This window comes from Dialister sp. (assembly GCF_047832375.1).
Classification (GTDB): domain Bacteria; phylum Bacillota; class Negativicutes; order Veillonellales; family Dialisteraceae; genus Dialister.
Genome location: NZ_CP181256.1, coordinates 1,868,005 through 1,886,781, shown reverse-complemented (window position 1 = coordinate 1,886,781; position 18,777 = coordinate 1,868,005). Strand labels below are relative to the sequence as shown.

Annotated in this window: 13 protein-coding genes; 11 read left to right on the top strand and 2 right to left on the bottom strand. The window is 50.0% G+C overall.

Annotated features, from left to right (window positions below):
• Positions 1–2 precede the first annotated feature (2 nt).
• The 5 genes from sufB (at position 3) to ACFWUL_RS07510 (ending at position 5,812) form a co-directional block, all read left to right on the top strand.
• Positions 3–1,415, top strand: coding sequence for a Fe-S cluster assembly protein SufB (gene sufB, locus ACFWUL_RS07530; protein ID WP_416176865.1), 1,413 nt, complete (start codon positions 3–5; stop codon positions 1,413–1,415).
• Positions 1,416–1,424: 9 nt separating this feature from the next.
• Complete coding sequence (locus tag ACFWUL_RS07525; RefSeq protein ID WP_416176864.1) at positions 1,425–2,471, top strand: SufB/SufD family protein; 1,047 nt, start codon at positions 1,425–1,427, stop codon at positions 2,469–2,471.
• A gap of 2 nt (positions 2,472–2,473) precedes the next feature.
• Positions 2,474–3,706: a SufS family cysteine desulfurase gene (locus tag ACFWUL_RS07520; RefSeq protein WP_416176863.1), complete on the top strand. Its 1,233-nt coding sequence runs from the start codon at positions 2,474–2,476 to the stop codon at positions 3,704–3,706.
• Positions 3,706–4,155 carry a Fe-S cluster assembly sulfur transfer protein SufU gene (gene sufU / locus ACFWUL_RS07515; protein WP_297021875.1) on the top strand — a complete coding sequence of 150 codons (450 nt, stop codon included), beginning with the start codon at positions 3,706–3,708 and terminating at the stop codon, positions 4,153–4,155. Before ACFWUL_RS07520 ends, sufU begins: the two co-directional genes overlap by 1 nt.
• Positions 4,156–4,837: 682 nt before the next feature.
• The gene (locus tag ACFWUL_RS07510; RefSeq protein ID WP_416176862.1) at positions 4,838–5,812 is read left to right on the top strand and encodes an ABC transporter substrate-binding protein; all 975 of its coding nucleotides are present in this window, start codon (positions 4,838–4,840) and stop codon (positions 5,810–5,812) included.
• A gap of 123 nt (positions 5,813–5,935) precedes the next feature.
• On the opposite strand, the gene ACFWUL_RS07505 is transcribed toward ACFWUL_RS07510, so the two are convergent.
• The gene (locus ACFWUL_RS07505; RefSeq protein ID WP_297023888.1) at positions 5,936–6,325 is read right to left on the bottom strand and encodes a hypothetical protein; all 390 of its coding nucleotides are present in this window, start codon (positions 6,323–6,325) and stop codon (positions 5,936–5,938) included.
• Positions 6,326–7,385: 1,060 nt separating this feature from the next.
• On the opposite strand from ACFWUL_RS07505, the gene ACFWUL_RS07500 reads away from it, so the two are divergent.
• The 6 genes from ACFWUL_RS07500 to ACFWUL_RS07475 all read left to right on the top strand — a co-directional run bounded on the left by ACFWUL_RS07500 (position 7,386) and on the right by ACFWUL_RS07475 (position 16,799).
• Positions 7,386–9,197 carry a WG repeat-containing protein gene (locus ACFWUL_RS07500; protein ID WP_416176861.1) on the top strand — a complete coding sequence of 604 codons (1,812 nt, stop codon included), beginning with the start codon at positions 7,386–7,388 and terminating at the stop codon, positions 9,195–9,197.
• A gap of 420 nt (positions 9,198–9,617) precedes the next feature.
• Entirely contained in the window at positions 9,618–10,313 is a 696-nt protein-coding gene (locus tag ACFWUL_RS07495; protein WP_416176860.1) for a TVP38/TMEM64 family protein, read from the top strand.
• Between the two features lie 309 nt (positions 10,314–10,622).
• Entirely contained in the window at positions 10,623–11,225 is a 603-nt protein-coding gene (locus ACFWUL_RS07490; protein ID WP_297023880.1) for an HD domain-containing protein, read from the top strand.
• 738 nt (positions 11,226–11,963) lie between these two features.
• Positions 11,964–12,845 carry a glycine--tRNA ligase subunit alpha gene (gene glyQ / locus ACFWUL_RS07485; RefSeq protein WP_297023877.1) on the top strand — a complete coding sequence of 294 codons (882 nt, stop codon included), beginning with the start codon at positions 11,964–11,966 and terminating at the stop codon, positions 12,843–12,845.
• Positions 12,842–14,893, top strand: a complete 2,052-nt coding sequence (gene glyS / locus ACFWUL_RS07480) for a glycine--tRNA ligase subunit beta (protein WP_416176859.1) — start codon at positions 12,842–12,844, stop codon at positions 14,891–14,893. The genes glyQ and glyS overlap by 4 nt, the downstream gene beginning before the upstream one ends.
• A 718-nt stretch (positions 14,894–15,611) precedes the next feature.
• The gene (locus tag ACFWUL_RS07475; protein WP_416176858.1) at positions 15,612–16,799 is read left to right on the top strand and encodes an IS110 family transposase; all 1,188 of its coding nucleotides are present in this window, start codon (positions 15,612–15,614) and stop codon (positions 16,797–16,799) included.
• Between the two features lie 659 nt (positions 16,800–17,458).
• Here ACFWUL_RS07475 and ACFWUL_RS07470 read toward each other — a convergent pair.
• Positions 17,459–18,646: an IS110 family transposase gene (locus tag ACFWUL_RS07470; RefSeq protein WP_416176858.1), complete on the bottom strand. Its 1,188-nt coding sequence runs from the start codon at positions 18,644–18,646 to the stop codon at positions 17,459–17,461.
• Positions 18,647–18,777 lie beyond the last annotated feature (131 nt).

Sequence of the window (18,777 nt, the reverse complement as noted above, 5' to 3'; positions counted from 1 at the left end):
TCATGGCTGAAGAAAAGAAGAAAAGCCAGGTAGAAGACGTTAACCGCAGTATTTACGATATCAAAGATAAGGTAGAATACTCCTACAAGGCCGATACAGGTCTTACGGAAGAGGTAATCCGGGAAATTTCCAAAGAAAAGGATGAACCGGAATGGATGCTTGAGAAACGTCTCCAGGCTTTAAAAATTTATAATAAACTGGATATTCCGCCCTGGGCTCCGGATATTTCAGAGCTCGACATGGAGCATATCGATACCTATGTCCGCCCGAAGACGGACATGAAGGCCCGGTGGGAAGATCTTCCTGAAAATATCAGGGAAACCTTTGACCGCCTCGGCATTCCGGAAGCAGAAAAAAAGTCCCTGGCCGGTGTTGGTGCCCAGTATGATTCGGAAGTGGTGTACCACAATATCCAGAAAGAACTGGAAGAGCAGGGCGTCATTTACGTGGATTTCGAGACGGCAGTCAAGAAGTACCCGGAACTGATTAAGCCCTATTTCGGAAAGCTTATCACTCCCAGTTACCATAAATTTGCAGCCCTCCACTATGCGGTCTGGTCCGGCGGTTCCTTTGTGTACGTACCCAAAGGGGTTCACGTGGAAATGCCTCTCCAGAGTTATTTCCGCCTGAACGCGCCGGGAGCAGGGCAGTTTGAACATACCCTGATCATCGTGGAAGAAGGGGCATCCTGCCATTTCATTGAAGGCTGCTCCGCACCTCGGTATAACGTGGCAAACCTCCACGCCGGGGCTGTAGAACTCTTTGTCAAGAAGGGGGCTACCCTCCGGTATTCCACCATTGAAAACTGGTCGAAGAACATGTACAACCTGAACACCAAGAAATCCCTGGTGGAAGAGGATGGACATATGATCTGGGTTTCCGGTTCCTTTGGATCCCATACATCCTGCCTGTACCCCGATACGGTTCTCAAGGGAGACCGGTCCACCTGTGAATTTACGGGTATTACCTTTGCCGGCAAGGGACAGTTCCTGGACACCGGGTCCAAGGTAGAAGCTTTGGGTAAAGATGTTTCTATGACAGTGAACTCCAAATCCATTTCCAAAGGCGGCGGCACTGCTATTTACCGTGGCGTCGTGTATATCGGACCTGACGCAAAGGGGACGAAGGGCTCCATCAGCTGCGAATCGTTGATGCTGGATGACCAGTCCCGGTCTGATACGATTCCTGACATTGTTATTGAAAACGATGATATCGACCTGGGCCATGAAGCGAAAATCGGCCGCATCCCGGACGAAGACATCTATTACCTCATGAGCCGCGGCCTTTCTGAAGAAGATGCAAAGGCCATGCTGGTTCGGGGATTTGCAGAACCGATTTCCAAGGCACTGCCACTGGAATATGCGGTGGAAATGAACCGCCTCATCGATCTGGAATTCGAAGGGGCCATAGGATAAGGAGGCATTATGGAAGAAATCAGAATCAACCGGCTGCCTCTGCTCACATACCGTTATCTTCACACCAACGATACGCCGGTGCAGTTTGAAGCACCGGGAAAAGGGAATCTTCCCGCTTTTTCCGATACCACCTACGTAGTAGAAGGGGGCACCCTTCCGGAAGAATTCCGGGGCGCCTCGGAAGAAACGGTAAAGGCCCTTGCAAAAGGCAGTCATTATACCATTACCATTCCGGCCCATACAAAGGCACAGCTTACCGTGTCATTGACCGGCAGTGAAGAACATCCGGATACCGCCGGTGCTTTTACATTCCATCTGGAAGAAGGGGCCAGCCTGGATCTGGTATACCGGATTTCCGGCGGAAGCGAAAAGGGAACAAGCCTTTTTGGCGCCTATTACCGTCTCGATAAAGAGGCAAGACTCAAGGTATCCCGCGTGGAAACCGGACTTTCCGGCACCGATGTGTTTGACCAGCGTCATTCCGTACTGGCGGAAGGGGCAAAAGCCGATTTCTCTGCTGCCGAACTGGGAGGCAAAGATATTTACGTCCACAGCTATGGCCTGCTGGAAGGGAAACATGCTTCCATGACCGAAAAAGCGGTCTACGCAGGAACCGGTAAACAGCATCTGGACTTTTTCTATCATATCGACCATGTGGGCAGGAAAACCCATGCTGAAATCGACGTGAAGGGAGCCCTGGATGACGAATCGAAAAAGATTTTCCGGGGGACCCTGGACTTCAAGAGAGGCTGCAGCGGTTCCGTGGGGGATGAAGGAGACTACGCCATCCAGCTCGCACCGAAGACGAAGAATATTTCCCTGCCCCTCCTGCTCTGCACGGAAGACGATGTGCAGGGGAACCATGCATCCAGTGCAGGACAGCTGGATGCCAATACCATCTATTTCCTCATGAGCCGCGGGTTCTCCCTGGAAGAAGCCAGAAGAATCGTGATTGAAGCGCTCATCCGGCCCATTATCGATGGTATGGATGCATCCGTAAGGGATGAAGTGATTACAGAACTCAGGAATAAACTGGATTCCAAGGAGAATGCATAATTATGAACAGTGAACTGATCAGAAGAGATTTCCCCATCCTTGAAACCAAGGTGAACGGGCATCAGATCGTTTATTTCGATAACGCCGCCACCACCCAGCGTCCGCTGCCCGTGGTGAATGCGGTATTGGACTATGTGACCCACGATAACGGCAACCCCCACAGGGGCGCCCATATCTTTGCCATTTCCGCATCCGAAGCCTATGATTCTTCGAAGGAAGTGGTACGGAAATTTATTAACGCCAAAAGCGCCAGAGAAATCATTTATACAAGAAACACCACGGAATCCCTGAATCTGGTATCCCGTTCCTACGGGGAAACCCACCTGAAAAAGGGGGACCACATCCTCATTACCATTGCAGAACACCATTCGAACCTGGTCACCTGGCAGAGAGTAGCCCAGAAGACCGGTGCCGTACTGGATTATATCTATGTAGATAAGAAGACCGGCCATTTCCCGGAAGAAGAACTGAAGAAAATCGATGACCCCAGGGTCAAGATTTTCGCCTTCGCCCAGGTATCCAACGTCCTTGGCATTGATTTTGATCCGAAGCCTCTCATTCAGAGGGCCCATGCCCACGGCGCCGTGGTCGTGCTGGACGGTGCCCAGTCCACGCCTCATAAGAGGGTAGACGTACAGGACCTGGACTGCGATTTCTTTGCTTTTTCCGGTCACAAGATGTGCTCCATGGGGGGTATCGGTGTGCTGTATGGCAAGGAAGAACTGCTGAATGATATGGAACCGTTCATGATGGGCGGTGACATGATCGACGATGTGCACGAACAGGAAACCACCTTTGCCGAACTGCCTGCCAAATTTGAGGCGGGTACCCAGTACGTGGAAGGCGCCGTGAGCCTGGTGGCAGCCATTAAGTACGTGGAAGCCATCGGCTATGATGAAATCCGGGCCCAGGAAAGAAAGCTTGTCACCCGGTGCATCGAAGGCATGAAGGAGCTCCCCTTCATCCATATCATCGGACCGGAAAATCCGGAAGAAAAAGAGGGACTCGTGGCCTTTGAAGTGGAAGGCGTCCATCCCCACGATGTGGCCCAGATTCTTTCTGCCGACGGCATCTGCATCCGCACCGGCCATCACTGCGCAGAACCTCTCCACTATTACCTGGGAATCAATGCATCCTGCCGGGCATCTTTCTATTTCTACAATACGGAAGACGAAGTGGACTATTTCCTGGATAAACTGAAGGATGTACGGAAAGTTATGGGGTATGATGACTGATGGAATTAAAACAGCTCTACACCGATCTGATTCTGGAATATAACAAGGATAAGACCAATAAACGCAAAATTACGGATCCCACGGTCCATGAACACGGGCATAACCCGAGCTGCGGGGACGATATTGATATTGAAGCCAAAATTGAAAACGGCATCATCAAAGACCTGGCTTACACCGGCACCGGCTGCGCCATCAGCCAGGCCTCCACAGCCATGATGGCGGAACTCCTGCAGGGGAGAACCGTGGAAGAGGGACTCCGGCTCTGCCGGCTCTTCCTCGACATGATCCGGGGCAAAGTGACCGATGACTCCCAACTGGAAGAACTGGAAGCCGCCATTACCCTGAAGGATATCTCTAAAATGCCGGTCCGCGTAAAATGCGCCACCCTGGGCTGGCACACCCTGGAAATGGCACTGGAAAAAGTAGAAAAACAGCTGCAGAAGCAGTGAAATCTCACAAAAAAAGGCTGTACTCCGGTACGGCCTTTTTTGTGCGGAAAATGAGGAATCAGGGATGAAAGTGCGATACACAATTCATATAGTGCCGCAGATTTTACACTGCCTGCACTATTCACTAAAAGCGTACACTTTCTCCAAGTGACTAAATGCTTACGACTTATCTACCTTTTGGAGATACCGGTAAGCACGTGCCCCCTTGGAGATGGAAGTGCTTCGGCCGGGCTCTAAGGTGCTCGCTTAATGTGCAGGCTATGCTCGCAAATGAGCCCGGCTTGGGCATCCTCTGCAGGATGCCCACATAGGACTTCCAAGCTTGGCCTGAAATCCAAAAGGCGCTTAGCCTGCCCATAAAAGCGCTTTCCTTTTAGGCCAAACGGCGGCAGCCCAAAGGGCAGGGGATGGATCCGCCTCGAAGAGGCGGGATCTGGAGAAGGGGGCTTTCTACCTATATCCACCAATCTATAGAAGAGAAGGAGACTCACGGGATGGTCAGTTACTGACGTTCCCGGCACACCGGTTCGTTGAGCCCCTCGAGCGAAGCACGCTGCCCTCTTAGCTGCTTTCACCAGCCCAGAACTGCAGGTCATGGACTGGAGCGATGGCCCCACTGTCCCTCCTTCACCATTCGTGATACAATGAAACAGGAATCAATATTCGTGACAGGGAGGATGCTATGAAACAGTGGATAAAGACCGCGGCAATCGGCGCCATGGTATTGGCAGCCATGGCAGGAGCGGGCTGCGGCAATGGCGAGGGCGCAAAGAAACAGGTGGCCCTTGTGCAGCTCATGGAACATAAAGCACTGGACGAAGCAAACCAGGGATTCAGGGATGGACTCAAAGAAAATGGTTTCGATGACAGTAAGGTTTCCTTTATCCAGGAAAATGCCCAGGGGGACCAGTCAAACCTGGCTTCCATCGTGACGAGGCTGAAGGAAAAGAAGCCGGACCTGGTCTGTGCTATTTCCACGCCTGCCGCACAGAACCTGGCCAATGAAATCCATGATATTCCCATCGTAGGGACTGCTATTACCGACTACCAGCAGGCAAAGCTTGTGGACTCCAATGAAAAACCGGGCCGCAATGTGACCGGCGTATCGGATATGTCTTCTGTAGAAGCCCAGATGAAGCTTGGCCTTTCCCTCGTTCCGAATGCGAAAAAGGTGGGTCTCATTTACAGCTCCTCTGAGATCAACAGCCAGATCCAGGCGGACCGCATGAAGAAGTACTGCAAAGATAACCACATCGAAGTCATGGAAAAAACGGTGACCTCCATCAATGACCTCCAGCAGGTGGCGGAAGCTTTTGCGGGAAATGTGGATTTCATTTACGTGCCAACGGATAATGTGATTTCCTCTGCCCTTCCGGCACTCATTAAAGTGACAGACGAAGCAAAAATCCCGGTCATTGGTGGCGACAGCAACATGGCAAAGAACGGGGCCCTGGCCGGGGTGTCCATCAATTATTACCGTCTGGGAGAACAGGCGGGGGCTATGGCGGCTAAAATCCTTTCCGGCAAGGCAAAGCCGGCAGACATGCCTATCGAATACCAGAAGGATATGGACCTTGTCATCAATAAGAAGAGCGCAGAAATCCTTGGCATCACCGTGCCAAAGGAACTGGCGGACAAGGCGGAAATGATTCAATAAGACGATACAGGGCACTGGAGAGGTGCTCTTCAATAAAAAAGGCAGCAGGTAATCAAATGATTCCTGCTGTCTTTTTCTTTTTCAATTATTCTGGAACCACCGGAGAAAATCAGTAGGATTTTGTCACCGCAAAGAGGAGGCCAGAAAGGCCATGAGAAGGAGAATAATCAGCATCGACCGATTGTTCTTTCCACGCACATCCCGGTCGGTAATGTGGACACCCCAGTTCCATTTCGTATAAAGTACCAGAGCCAGCCATAGCAAGAGGGAGACGACAGTAAGTCGGAATGTGCTTTCCTGGGTGGCAGTAGCTGGTGCCAACCCAAAGTCCACGGCCACCATCATGAGAAGTGTCAGGCAAACCAGCCCGCTGGTAATATAGAGAAGCCACCGGGGAGCTTCCTTATAAATAAATTTTTCCTCTGCAGTTGAAGCCTTTCCCAGAAAATAGGATTTAATGAACCAGAGACAGATGAGCAGGGCCACCCCATCAAACAGATAATTGTGTTCCATTTTTTCACCCTTCCTTTTTCTTTCTATTATGGACTATGAGGGAAAAAGGAACAAGGGGGGAGCAGGGCTGTATCTTTTGGACAGAGAAGCAATCCACGGGGCGAAAGCGAATTCTGTGGAACAGGCATTCCTCGTCTTTCCCATTAATCCATCCGGAGGTTTTGCGTAGCCCGTTTGGTCTGACAGGGAGGCGGTTTTATAGTCAGGCTAAATGTCTTTTGCGTTTCAGGCCCTTGGAGATAGAGGACCTGCATGCTTATGGTGATGTTAAAATTACGGCGCACACGATCTGACCACTTTTCGGCATCCTTGGCCGCAGTCAGGCTGACTCATGCCACGACAAAAAGCCCAAAGGGTTACGTCGACTGACTGTGACACATATCAATTAAAGCCACAGCCTGTTCCAGAAATTGGATCTCCTTCAGGCTTTCTGCCATGTGTATTCAGTTGTAATGCCAGCTGCTTGTTTTGGCGGATCTCCATCCCTAGAATCAGGAGATTCACCGATGCATCGAACGGATTTTTATTTCCGGAGCTCTTATGGATTCATCTTTGCAGGATGGCTTACGGCTTACATCATGTCCGGGTATTTTTTCGAGGCCTCTCCCCGGATAGATTTCTGCCCTCATCCATTTTGATTATACATGAAAGAATAAGAAATTGGAATAACAGATTTAAATATATATTAAAAATATTTTTTATATATTATTCAAGATAAATACTATAATTGATAAAATGTGGCTGAGGGGCAGCGTCTTCGGTGAAGCGGCTGGTGGATAACGGGCTTTGCCCGCGGGGAAGGTGTGCCGCGACGGGTTATATGGCGGCACATTTTTAGTATCCGGCAGCAGAGATGCAAAATCGGAATATATACCTGGCGGCGCTATATGAATTGTGCGCTACACCTTCCCCTTGGCCACAGGCCATTCCCCCTGAGCCACTTGCCCACAGGGCTTACCCTTCAGCCACCTTTCATTATTTTGGACTATAGGCTGGTACAGTTCTATGCTAAAATATATATATTGATGTAAGGTCATGATTCGCGTACGAGGTGATTTTAATGAGCCATAAAAAGTGGGTGGCGGCTTTACTGGCCACTATGATTTGCGTATCTTTTTCTTCCTATGCCAATGAAGGTCCGGATTATGCCGATCCCCAGTCCCATGGGGGAAGCGGTGCGGAACCGGTTCCCTTTGCGGCTGCTGTAAAGCAGAATGGAAAATGGGGAGCCATTGATGGAGCAGGAAAGGTGGTCATTCCTGTTTCTTTTGACAAGATCGGTCTCAGCCTGTCGGACCCCGATGTGAAGGATAATGACATGGACAGTGAACCGGATCGGGCAAACCTGGTGGAAGTGCAGCAGGGTAAGCTCCGGGGGTTCTATACGAGAAAGGGACAGGAAGTCATTCCACCTTCCTACGAGAACCGCTCCATCTGGCAGGAAGGGGCCCTGGCAGTAGAGAAGCCGGATAAGAAAATCATTTTCTATAAAGAAGACGGTTCCCTGGTTTCGAATGAATCCTACGACCAGGTTTCTGATTTTAAAAATTCCATGGCCATCGTGAAGTCGAATGGAAAATATGGGTACCTCTCCCTTTCCGGCAAAGAGATTACGCCGGTATACCAGGAGGCCCGTTATTTTGATGCCAGCGGTCTGGCACCGGTACGGGACAAGGGCCGCTGGGGTGTGATAGACAGGGAAGGAAACCAGGTAGTTGCGCCGGCGTATAAAGAGTCGGGTCCGTCCTTCTCCGATGGCCTTCTGGCGGTGGAGGATAATCATAACCGCTGGGGATTTATTGATGGCAAGGGCAATGAAGTGGTGAAGCCTATCTATAAAAATGTGATTCCCCTCTTTACGGAAGGTTATACAGCGGTGCAGGATGAAAATAAGCTGTGGGGATTTTTGGACAATAAGGGAAATGTGACGGCTAAGCCCCAGTTCAAGGCAGTGCTCACCGGATTTTCTGAAGGCCTGGCGGGGGTGAAGACCATCGATGGCAACGGGTATGCCAAACCCGATGGCACCGTGGCGTTCATGGCCAATTATGACAAGCTTTATCCCTTCGAAAATGGCATGGCCGAGGTCCGCACCGGAGAAACCGTAGAGACCACGGCGGTTCGCCGCTTCCCCATTTCCATCGGCATCGGATGGGGATGGGGGGACTGGTTCCATCATCATCACCATTACCATCATCCCTGGGGCTGGGGTATCGGCTTCCCTGTGTGGGATCCCTGGTACTATGATTACGATACCGTGCCCACGGTCCGCGTGAAAAGAGGCTATATCAATTCCGAGGGCAAGGTCATTGCCAGTCCCGCCAATGATCGGGTTTTCCAGATGGACGATCAGGGGGTGCTCATCCGGAACCAGGGAAAGTACGGCTGGGTGAACCGGGATGGTACTTTCATTGCCCACATCGAATATGAAAGCCTCATTCCGGGCAGTGAAGATGCTGTGCTTCTCGCACGGAAGGATGACAAAAAGTGGGGCATCCTCTCCATGACTGATGGCACTGTCCTTGTACCCTTTGCCTATGACGAACTGTACTATGTCGAAAAAGGACTTTATGGATATAAAGAAAAAGGCCGCTGGGGACTTATGGCACGGGATGGACAGAAAGTAACGGAGCCCATTTTCCTGGCCCTTTCCAAAGGAGGAGATGGATTGATTCCGGTCAAGACAAAGGATGGCTGGAAATATGTAACTGCTGACGGAAAAGAGAGCATTACCTTCAAAGAAGAAGCCAGCGATGTGACTCCGTTCCATGAAGGCCGTGCCGGGGTCAAGATGAAGGGAAAATGGGGCATTATTGATACCACCGGAAAATTCCTGGCTAACCCGGTTTATGACGATTTGGATATATTGTAAGTAGGGCGGGCAGCGGCCTTCGGCCGGGGCTCTGTCCTGCGGACGGAGCCTGGTTTGCCTGATTGCCCATACCGCTGGATGGGGCTAAGGGTTGTGGGTGAACATCGCTGCGCTCGTTCACCGGGTTGTGGCTTTGGTAAGGCTTACGCCTTACCAAAGCGGGGGCATAAGGTACAATGGCGGCCAAAGGCAGCAAATCCACCTTATGCCCCCGGCGCGAAGCGCCCACAACCCGGTTGGCGAGCACAGCGATGCCAACCCACCACCTTTAGCCCCATTCATACATGTGTGGTGAGAGCTGGTCCAACTCCGACCCACCACCCTTAGCCCCATGTACCGGTTTGGCCATACCATATTTCCCAACGTCCTTGACTCACATGCGTCCCCACTCTATAATGGTCCCATCAGGAGGTACTACCTATGAAACAACATAGCCAGGACCTGGTGAAACTGGCACTTGTGCTTTTTGTCATTATCCTGTTTGGCGGGTGCTATCTGGCAGATCCGAAGGCGTTCCAGGAAATATGGGCCCTTTTAAAACAGGGAGAAATTATCAGTATTGCCGATTATATCCGTTCCTTTGGCAAGGGAGCGGCACTTTTTGCTTTTGTGCTCACTGCTGTCATGAATGCGGTGGGATTTCCGCCGGCCATGATTTTCTCTACGGCCTGCACGTTAATCTTTGGGGTGGTCCCGGGAATTCTTCTTGCCTGGGTAGCAGAGACCGTGGGAGCTGGCATCAGTTTTATCTTCTTCAGAACCTTTCTCCGGTCTTCCGCAGAGGAACTGATCGGTAAAAATAAAAAACTTTCTGAATGGGATGAAAAGAGCCGGACCAATGGGTTCCGGGTGATGCTGGTTGCCCGGGTGATTCCGTATTTCCCGTCGGCTGCGCTGAATGCCTTCGGCGCCCTGTCAAAAATGAGTTTCCGGGATTATCTCCTGGCCTCTTTTATCGGTAAGTTTCCTGCCACCGCCATCGAAGCACTCATCGGTCACGATACAGTGACCATTTCCCAGAACCCCCATCGCCTGGGAGCGGTCATTGCCATCTCCATCCTGCTCTATGTAGTTTTCTTCATCTGGGACAGGAGAAACCATAAGGCGGCAGAATAATGGGATTTTCGAGTGTGGGGTGTACGGTCTAAACGGGTGAATGGGGCTAAAGGTTGTGGGCCTCGGCCGCTTCGCCAGCCTGGCCGGGTTGTAGCTTTGGCAAGGCTATCGCCCTACCAAAGCGGGGGCATAAGGTGGATCTGCCGCCGAAGGCGGCTTTGCTGCCTTACGCCCCCGGTGCGAAGCACCTACAACCCGGTGAACGAGCAAAGCGATGTTCACCCACCACCCTTATGAACCATTCACTTCGTTTGGGTTGCTTGCCACCATTGGTTATACAATCACATGTCATGAAAGGATAACAGACCTATGGAACAACATACAGAACAGATACTGGATGCACTCTTTGATTTTTTCCGGGAAATCGACAAGGAGAAACTGATTACCCGGCAGACCTATATTACCGATGCCATTCGCATGGAAGACGATGCCGAACATGCCTGGCACATGGCGGTGATGGCTATCCTCCTCTCGGGATACAGCAATGAAAAAATCGACGTCCTGAAGACCGTATCCATTCTTCTTATCCATGACCTGGTGGAAATTTATGCCGGTGATACCTATGCTTATGGCGGCGTGAGCAAGGAAGACCAGCACAATAAAGAAGCGAAAAGTGCGGACCGTCTATTTGGAAGACTTCCGGAAGAAGAGGGGAAGAAACTCCGGGCCCTGTGGGATGAGTTCGAACGGGCGGATACACCGGAAGCCCGTTTTGCCCATACCATGGATAATATCCAGCCCATGATGCTTAACGACTATACCGGTGGAAAATCATGGAAGGAACACGGGGTACACCTGTCCCAGATCCTGAAGCGGAATGAACATACCGCCGATGGCTCTGAAGTACTGTGGGAATATGCAAGGACCCATTTTCTGGAACCCCATGTGGGAAAAGAAGTGAAGAAGGACTGAGAGAAAAGGCTGCGGCCTGTGGCTGGGGCTCTGCCTGCGGCAAGGCTGTGGCCTGACGGCCAGGGCAAGGCTGCCGCCTGGGCTCGAGGAAGAAATTTAGATTCAGGCCTGGCGGCCTTTGGCAGCGGCCTTGGGCCTGGGCCGGGTTTGATGATTGCTCCATGCTGCTGGATGGGGCTAAAGGTGGTGGGTTGGCTTCGCTGAGCTCGCCAACCGGGTTGTGGCTGGACATCGCTTTGCTCGTCCAGCGGGTGGTGGCACTGCGTTTAAAAGGAAAGGGAACCTTATGTAACGCCGCCTGCGGCGGCTGACTGATATAAATAGCGGCGAAGCCGCTGATCCACCTTGTGCCCCCGCTTCAACGAGCGAAGCGATGTTGAAGCCACAACCCGGTGAACAAGCGAAGCGACGTTCACCTGCCACCTTTAGCCCCATTCATACGCATAGGCTCATACACTCCCCATAATTCCCCTTTACATTCTGTTTCCAATTTGCTAAAATGGTCCCATAACTACGGTGATGAAGAAAAGGAGTACGCATACTCAGCGAGCCGGTGATGGTGAGAGTCCGGCAGGATGCGGAAGGCGTTTCTGAGCTGCTGCCCGAACGGAGTAGGGCTGCCATGAATGAAGGTGGGCCGCAAGGCCAATGAGGGTGGAACCGCGGGTCAGGTATCCCTGTAACTCGTCCCTGTAACAATTGTGTTACAGGGATTTTTATATTGTTTTAGGAGGAAATATGACATTTCAGCAGATTGTTTTAGCACTCCAGAAATTCTGGTCGAAGCAGGGCTGCGTACTGGGCGAAGCTTACGACACAGAAAAAGGGGCAGGCACCATGAATCCTGCCACTTTCCTTCGGGTTTTAGGACCGGAGCCATGGAATGTGGCCTATGTAGAACCATCCCGCCGCCCGGACGACGGCCGGTACGGGGATAACCCGAACCGCCTGTACCAGCATCACCAGTTCCAGGTCATCATGAAACCGTCTCCCAACAACATCCAGGAAATTTACCTGGAATCTTTGAAGGAACTGGGCATTGACCCGGAGGAACATGATATCCGCTTCGTAGAAGATAACTGGGAATCCCCGACACTGGGGGCCTGGGGCATTGGCTGGGAAGTATGGCTGGATGGTATGGAAATCACCCAGTTCACCTATTTCCAGCAGGTCGGCGGCATTGATGAACATCCGGTGGCCGTAGAAATTACCTATGGCCTGGAACGTATTGCCATGTATATCCAGGAAAAGGACAATGTCTATGATCTCGTATGGACCGACGGTGTTACCTACGGCGATATCTGGCATGAAAATGAATATGAACAGTCCGTGTACAGCTATGAACTTTCTGACCATGACATGCTGTTCAAACTGTTTGACATGTACGAAAAAGAAGCCAAGCGTGTGGTGAAGGCAGGCATGGTTCTTCCGGCTTATGATTATGTGCTGAAATGCTCCCATTCCTTTAACCTCCTCGACGCGGCAGGGGCGATTTCCCTTTCTGAAAGAACGGAATATATTTCCCGGGTAAGAAACCTGGCAAGAATGTGTGCCAAGGGATGGCTGAAGAAACGTAAAGAATTGGGATTCCCCATGCTGAAAGGAAGTGAAGGAAAATGAGTAAGAATCTTCTTTTGGAAATCGGAACAGAAGAAATGCCGGCCAATATTATGTCCGGCGTAGTGGACCAGCTCCGGGCCCTCTCCGATGCAAAATTTAAAGAAAACCGTATTTCCTTCGAGAAAATTACGGTTTATGCTACACCGAGAAGACTGGCAGTGCTCGTAAAGAATGCGGCAGACCGCCAGCCCGATGAAGAAGTGAAAAAGAGGGGCCCCTCCATCAAGGCAGCCTTTGATGCCGATGGCAACCCCACCCGCGCTGCCCAGGGATTTGCCCGGGGCCAGCATATCGACCCGTCCCAGCTTGTAAAAGAAGGGGACTATACCTGGGCCCATGTGGTGAATGAGGGCAAAAAGGTGGAAGACGTGCTTCCGGACCTGTTCCTGTCCCTCATTACCGGTCTGAACTTCACCCGTTCCATGCGCTGGGCCAATGAAGAAGCCCATTTCATCCGTCCTGTCCGCTGGATCGTGGCACTGGCCGATGACCAGGTGATTCCGGTGGAATTTGCCCATGTAAAGAGCGGCCGCGTGAGCCGGGGCCATCGCTTCCTCTGCAAGGAACCGGTCACCATCGAACGGCCGGAAGACTATAAAGAAGATATGCGGAAAGCCTTCGTCATCGTGGACCAGGATGAACGGCGGGATATGATAAAAAAAGGCCTTCTGGAAACCGCAGAAAAACTGGGTGGCCACGTATGGCATAATGCAGACCTTCTGGAAGAAATCAATTACCTCGTCGAATATCCGACGCCCCTCTATGGCCGGATTGATGATGAATTCCTGAAGCTCCCGGTACCGGCTGTGGTTACCCCCATGCGGGACCATCAGAGATACTATCCCGTAAGAAACGAAGATGGCTCGCTGATGCCCTATTTCCTGACTGTCAGGAACGGCGGGACAAAAGCGCTGGAAAACGTACAGCACGGCAATGAAAAGGTACTCCGGGCCCGTCTGGATGATGCGAAGTTCTTCTTTGAAAACGACCGGAAGAAGACACTGGAAGGCCACAGGGATGACCTGACCCGCATCAATTACCAGGAAGGCATGGGCGATATGCGGGACAAGGCAGACCGCCTGCAGAAACTGACCGCCTCCATCGGAAAAGACTGGAACTTCACGGAAGAAGAAATGAAGGATGCCGACCGGGCAGCCTACCTGTCCAAGTCCGACCTGGCCACCGGTATGGTCACCGAATTCACGGAACTCCAGGGAGAAATGGGCAAGGAATATGCCCTGCTGGATGGGGAAAAGCCGAATGTGGCACAGGCCATTTTCGAACAGTACATGCCCCGCTTTGCCGGCGATATTCTTCCGAAAGAATCCATCGGCCGCGCCCTGTCCCTGGCAGATAAGCTGGATAACCTGGCAGCCACATTCCTCCGTGGCCTCATTCCTACGGGTTCCCAGGATCCCTTTGCCCTGCGCCGCCAGACCATCGGCGCCGTGAATATCCTGGTAGATGGCAAGATCCACTGGGATATCCGGAGAGGCATTGCTAAGGCCCTGGAACTGCTGCCGGGCGAAGAGGATACGAAGAAAACAGTCCTCTCCCAGGTGGAAGATTTCTTCCGTCAGCGCATTCGTGCCATCCTTCTCGATGATGGTATCGAATACGATATCATTGATGCCGTTCTCGCCGGACCGGTGGATGATATTTACGCCATCTTCCTCAAGGCAAAAGCCATGGCAGACAGCCATCTGAAGGAAGAAACGGATCTCCGCCAGGCCGTCACCCGCCTTGCCAATATTACAAAGGGCAAGGAAGGGGGAGACGTGAATCCGGAACTCTTCGAAGAAGATGCGGAAAAGAACCTGGAAGCTGCCCTGGAAAAGGCTATGGCCTCCGTGGAACCGCTCTACAAAGAGTACCGCTATGCCGATGCCCTGCCATACCTGAAAGAACTGACACAGCCTATCAATGACTATCTCGATAACGTCATGGTCATGGTGAAGGACGAAGCAGTAAAGAACAACCGCATCGCCCAGTTGAAGAAAACGCTGGCTTTCTTCGATGGCTGGGGTGACTTCAGCAAATTGGTGTAATAGTTAATAGGGTCCCGTAAGGGGGGACCTGTCCATATAAGTGAAAGTCCTGCATAACGCCAGAAAAACCTGACGTTGGCAGGGCTTTTTGGTGTGGTATAACTGGTGGGGCTCCAATGGGATGGTGGCAGGGAGGGTGTGTAATACCAATTTCAGTTTGTCGAGCTGTTGGGTTTGGCGGTTAGTATGCTTGCGTGTAGAGTCACTCACACGGGGCAGCTAGCTCTTATGAAATGACCTTTGTCAAGACCCCAAGCATGCCAAATATTCTTGCCAATAAGACTAGTTGCAAGATGTAATGGAATTAAATCGGTTTGGGAAAATTTGAACTTTACATGGAGCGGCTCATGTGATAGCCTGCTTCCTCTATGGCCATATTTTTTCGGCCCCTTGGCTTGGAAATCACATGAGCAGGGGCTCCATGTCAAGTTCAAATTGGTATGCGGGTTCCAGGCAATAGCTGCCTGAACAACATGGAGGAAGAGCTTTGCAGATTATTCCGGGGCTTGATCAGTCTCTTATACGTGGATTAACAGGTCAATGATTTCGCCGCGGGTTCCTTCAATCTTTTATTTGGAATCATGCCTATGCATGTCCTGCAAAGATAATATGAAATGACCTCCCCAGTTTGATGTATATGCCCAAATTTCGGTAAAATATAGTTGCAAGGCCAATTTTACGAGAACAGGATCATATTTTCTCAACCAAGGAGGTCATCATGTCTTATTCTAGCACATTTACGTCCCCGATCCCATTCGTTTATGTTGGTATCGACACCCATACCGAAAACTATACGATGGCTGCTGTCGTTAATCAAATGTCTCCTGCCGGTGAAATTATTACGTTAGATCTTATTCCCCCTCGTAAACTTGGCCCTGCAGTAAAGAATGTGCTCCGGTTCATTGGTGATTGCAAAAAAGCCGTTAACAGAGAGTGCCATGTTATCTGTGGTTATGAAGCCGGGTTATTCGGTTATGGCCTTTACCGTAAGCTTATGGCAGCCAATGTAGATTGTATGGTAATAGCTCCTTCTTCTTTGAAGAAAAGCAGCAGAGATAAAAAATTCAAAAATGATTATATTGATTCAAGAGCGCTTGCCAATGCCATGGCGAAAAGTGAGTGTATTTCCATTTATGTCCCCGATGAGGAAGACGAATCCATTTTCCGCTATATCAGGATGCGTGACGACCATCAGGATATGGTTAAAGTCACTAAACAGCGGATAACTGCTTTTGTGCACCAGATGGGATTCCATTATAACCAGGGAGCTACCTGGACCCAAAAACATGTGAATTGGATTATGAGTCTCCCGCTGAGCGAATTGAATAAGGAAACATTGAGTGAGTATATGACAACTCTGCTTACCCTCCAGCAGAAGCTGGAAGATCTGGATGTCAGGATTAAGTCATTTGCAATGCAGAAAAAGTATGCAGCTAATGTCAATAAACTGCGCTGTTTCCTTGGAATAGAATATGGCTTTGCACTTCGTTTAATTGTAACTATTGGCGATTTCAAGCGCTTTCCTACAGCAGGCCATTTTGCGTCCTTTTTGGGACTTACCCCAACTGAACACTCCAGTAATGAAGATGGCAACTATGGCAGCATTTCAAAAGCCGGAAATATTGTTTTGAGGAAGAAGCTGATTGAAGCAGTCTGGTCCGGCTTTTCACGGGGGCGGCCCGGATACAAGAGCAGGGCTTTGAGAAAACGGCAGGAAGGATGCTGTGCATCAGATATTCATTATGCGGACAAAGCAAACAGAAGACTTCGCGTAAGGTTCAGAGACAAGATTATGAAAGGGAAAAACAGTAATGTTGCTGCTACTGCCGTTGCCCGGGAATTCAGTGGCTTTATTTGGGGAATGATGACTGGACACACTGCTGACGTTATTCGTAAAAAAGCTTGACATCGCACGCATAGTTCTCTGAGTTAGACAGCAAGCATAAAAATACAGTCGAAGGGAGATGATTAAAAGGTGAATAGCGGTTTGGACAATATTAAGGGAGAGCTTTGAGTTAAGAGAGGCTGGGTTATCCTAGTGCTAGCTTTGCAGGACATGCATAGGCATGATTCCAAATAAAAGATTGAAGGAACCCGCGGCGAAATCATTGACCTGTTAATCCACGTATAAGAGACTGATCAAGCCCCGGAATAATCTGCAAAGCTCTTCCTCCATGTTGTTCAGGCAGCTATTGCCTGGAACCCGCATACCAATTTGAACTTGACATGGAGCCCCTGCTCATGTGATTTCCAAGCCAAGGGGCCGAAAAAATATGGCCATAGAGGAAGCAGGCTATCACATGAGCCGCTCCATGTAAAGTTCAAATTTTCCCAAACCGATTTAATTCCATTACATCTTGCAACTAGTCTTATTGGCAAGAATATTTGGCATGCTTGGGGTCTTGACAAAGGTCATTTCATAAGAGCTAGCACTAGGATAACCCAGCCTCTCTTAACTCAAAGCTCTCCCTTAATATTGTCCAAACCGCTATTCACCTTTTAATCATCTCCCTTCGACTGTATTTTTATGCTTGCTGTCTAACTCAGAGAACTATGCGTGCGATGTCAAGCTTTTTTACGAATAACGTCAGCAGTGTGTCCAGTCATCATTCCCCAAATAAAGCCACTGAATTCCCGGGCAACGGCAGTAGCAGCAACATTACTGTTTTTCCCTTTCATAATCTTGTCTCTGAACCTTACGCGAAGTCTTCTGTTTGCTTTGTCCGCATAATGAATATCTGATGCACAGCATCCTTCCTGCCGTTTTCTCAAAGCCCTGCTCTTGTATCCGGGCCGCCCCCGTGAAAAGCCGGACCAGACTGCTTCAATCAGCTTCTTCCTCAAAACAATATTTCCGGCTTTTGAAATGCTGCCATAGTTGCCATCTTCATTACTGGAGTGTTCAGTTGGGGTAAGTCCCAAAAAGGACGCAAAATGGCCTGCTGTAGGAAAGCGCTTGAAATCGCCAATAGTTACAATTAAACGAAGTGCAAAGCCATATTCTATTCCAAGGAAACAGCGCAGTTTATTGACATTAGCTGCATACTTTTTCTGCATTGCAAATGACTTAATCCTGACATCCAGATCTTCCAGCTTCTGCTGGAGGGTAAGCAGAGTTGTCATATACTCACTCAATGTTTCCTTATTCAATTCGCTCAGCGGGAGACTCATAATCCAATTCACATGTTTTTGGGTCCAGGTAGCTCCCTGGTTATAATGGAATCCCATCTGGTGCACAAAAGCAGTTATCCGCTGTTTAGTGACTTTAACCATATCCTGATGGTCGTCACGCATCCTGATATAGCGGAAAATGGATTCGTCTTCCTCATCGGGGACATAAATGGAAATACACTCACTTTTCGCCATGGCATTGGCAAGCGCTCTTGAATCAATATAATCATTTTTGAATTTTTTATCTCTGCTGCTTTTCTTCAAAGAAGAAGGAGCTATTACCATACAATCTACATTGGCTGCCATAAGCTTACGGTAAAGGCCATAACCGAATAACCCGGCTTCATAACCACAGATAACATGGCACTCTCTGTTAACGGCTTTTTTGCAATCACCAATGAACCGGAGCACATTCTTTACTGCAGGGCCAAGTTTACGAGGGGGAATAAGATCTAACGTAATAATTTCACCGGCAGGAGACATTTGATTAACGACAGCAGCCATCGTATAGTTTTCGGTATGGGTGTCGATACCAACATAAACGAATGGGATCGGGGACGTAAATGTGCTAGAATAAGACATGATGACCTCCTTGGTTGAGAAAATATGATCCTGTTCTCGTAAAATTGGCCTTGCAACTATATTTTACCGAAATTTGGGCATATACATCAAACTGGGGAGGTCATTTCATATTATCTTCTAGCGGCTAGCTG

Bases quoted from the DNA above. Each gene is read 5' to 3' on its own strand.
- sufB (WP_416176865.1), top strand. From the start codon at position 3: ATGGCTGAAGAAAAGAAGAAAAGCCAGGTAGAAGACGTTAACCGCAGT.
- ACFWUL_RS07525 (WP_416176864.1), top strand. From the start codon at position 1,425: ATGGAAGAAATCAGAATCAACCGGCTGCCTCTGCTCACATACCGTTAT.
- ACFWUL_RS07520 (WP_416176863.1), top strand. From the start codon at position 2,474: ATGAACAGTGAACTGATCAGAAGAGATTTCCCCATCCTTGAAACCAAG.
- sufU (WP_297021875.1), top strand. From the start codon at position 3,706: ATGGAATTAAAACAGCTCTACACCGATCTGATTCTGGAATATAACAAG.
- ACFWUL_RS07510 (WP_416176862.1), top strand. From the start codon at position 4,838: ATGAAACAGTGGATAAAGACCGCGGCAATCGGCGCCATGGTATTGGCA.
- ACFWUL_RS07505 (WP_297023888.1), bottom strand. From the start codon at position 6,325: ATGGAACACAATTATCTGTTTGATGGGGTGGCCCTGCTCATCTGTCTC.
- ACFWUL_RS07500 (WP_416176861.1), top strand. From the start codon at position 7,386: ATGAGCCATAAAAAGTGGGTGGCGGCTTTACTGGCCACTATGATTTGC.
- ACFWUL_RS07495 (WP_416176860.1), top strand. From the start codon at position 9,618: ATGAAACAACATAGCCAGGACCTGGTGAAACTGGCACTTGTGCTTTTT.
- ACFWUL_RS07490 (WP_297023880.1), top strand. From the start codon at position 10,623: ATGGAACAACATACAGAACAGATACTGGATGCACTCTTTGATTTTTTC.
- glyQ (WP_297023877.1), top strand. From the start codon at position 11,964: ATGACATTTCAGCAGATTGTTTTAGCACTCCAGAAATTCTGGTCGAAG.
- glyS (WP_416176859.1), top strand. From the start codon at position 12,842: ATGAGTAAGAATCTTCTTTTGGAAATCGGAACAGAAGAAATGCCGGCC.
- ACFWUL_RS07475 (WP_416176858.1), top strand. From the start codon at position 15,612: ATGTCTTATTCTAGCACATTTACGTCCCCGATCCCATTCGTTTATGTT.
- ACFWUL_RS07470 (WP_416176858.1), bottom strand. From the start codon at position 18,646: ATGTCTTATTCTAGCACATTTACGTCCCCGATCCCATTCGTTTATGTT.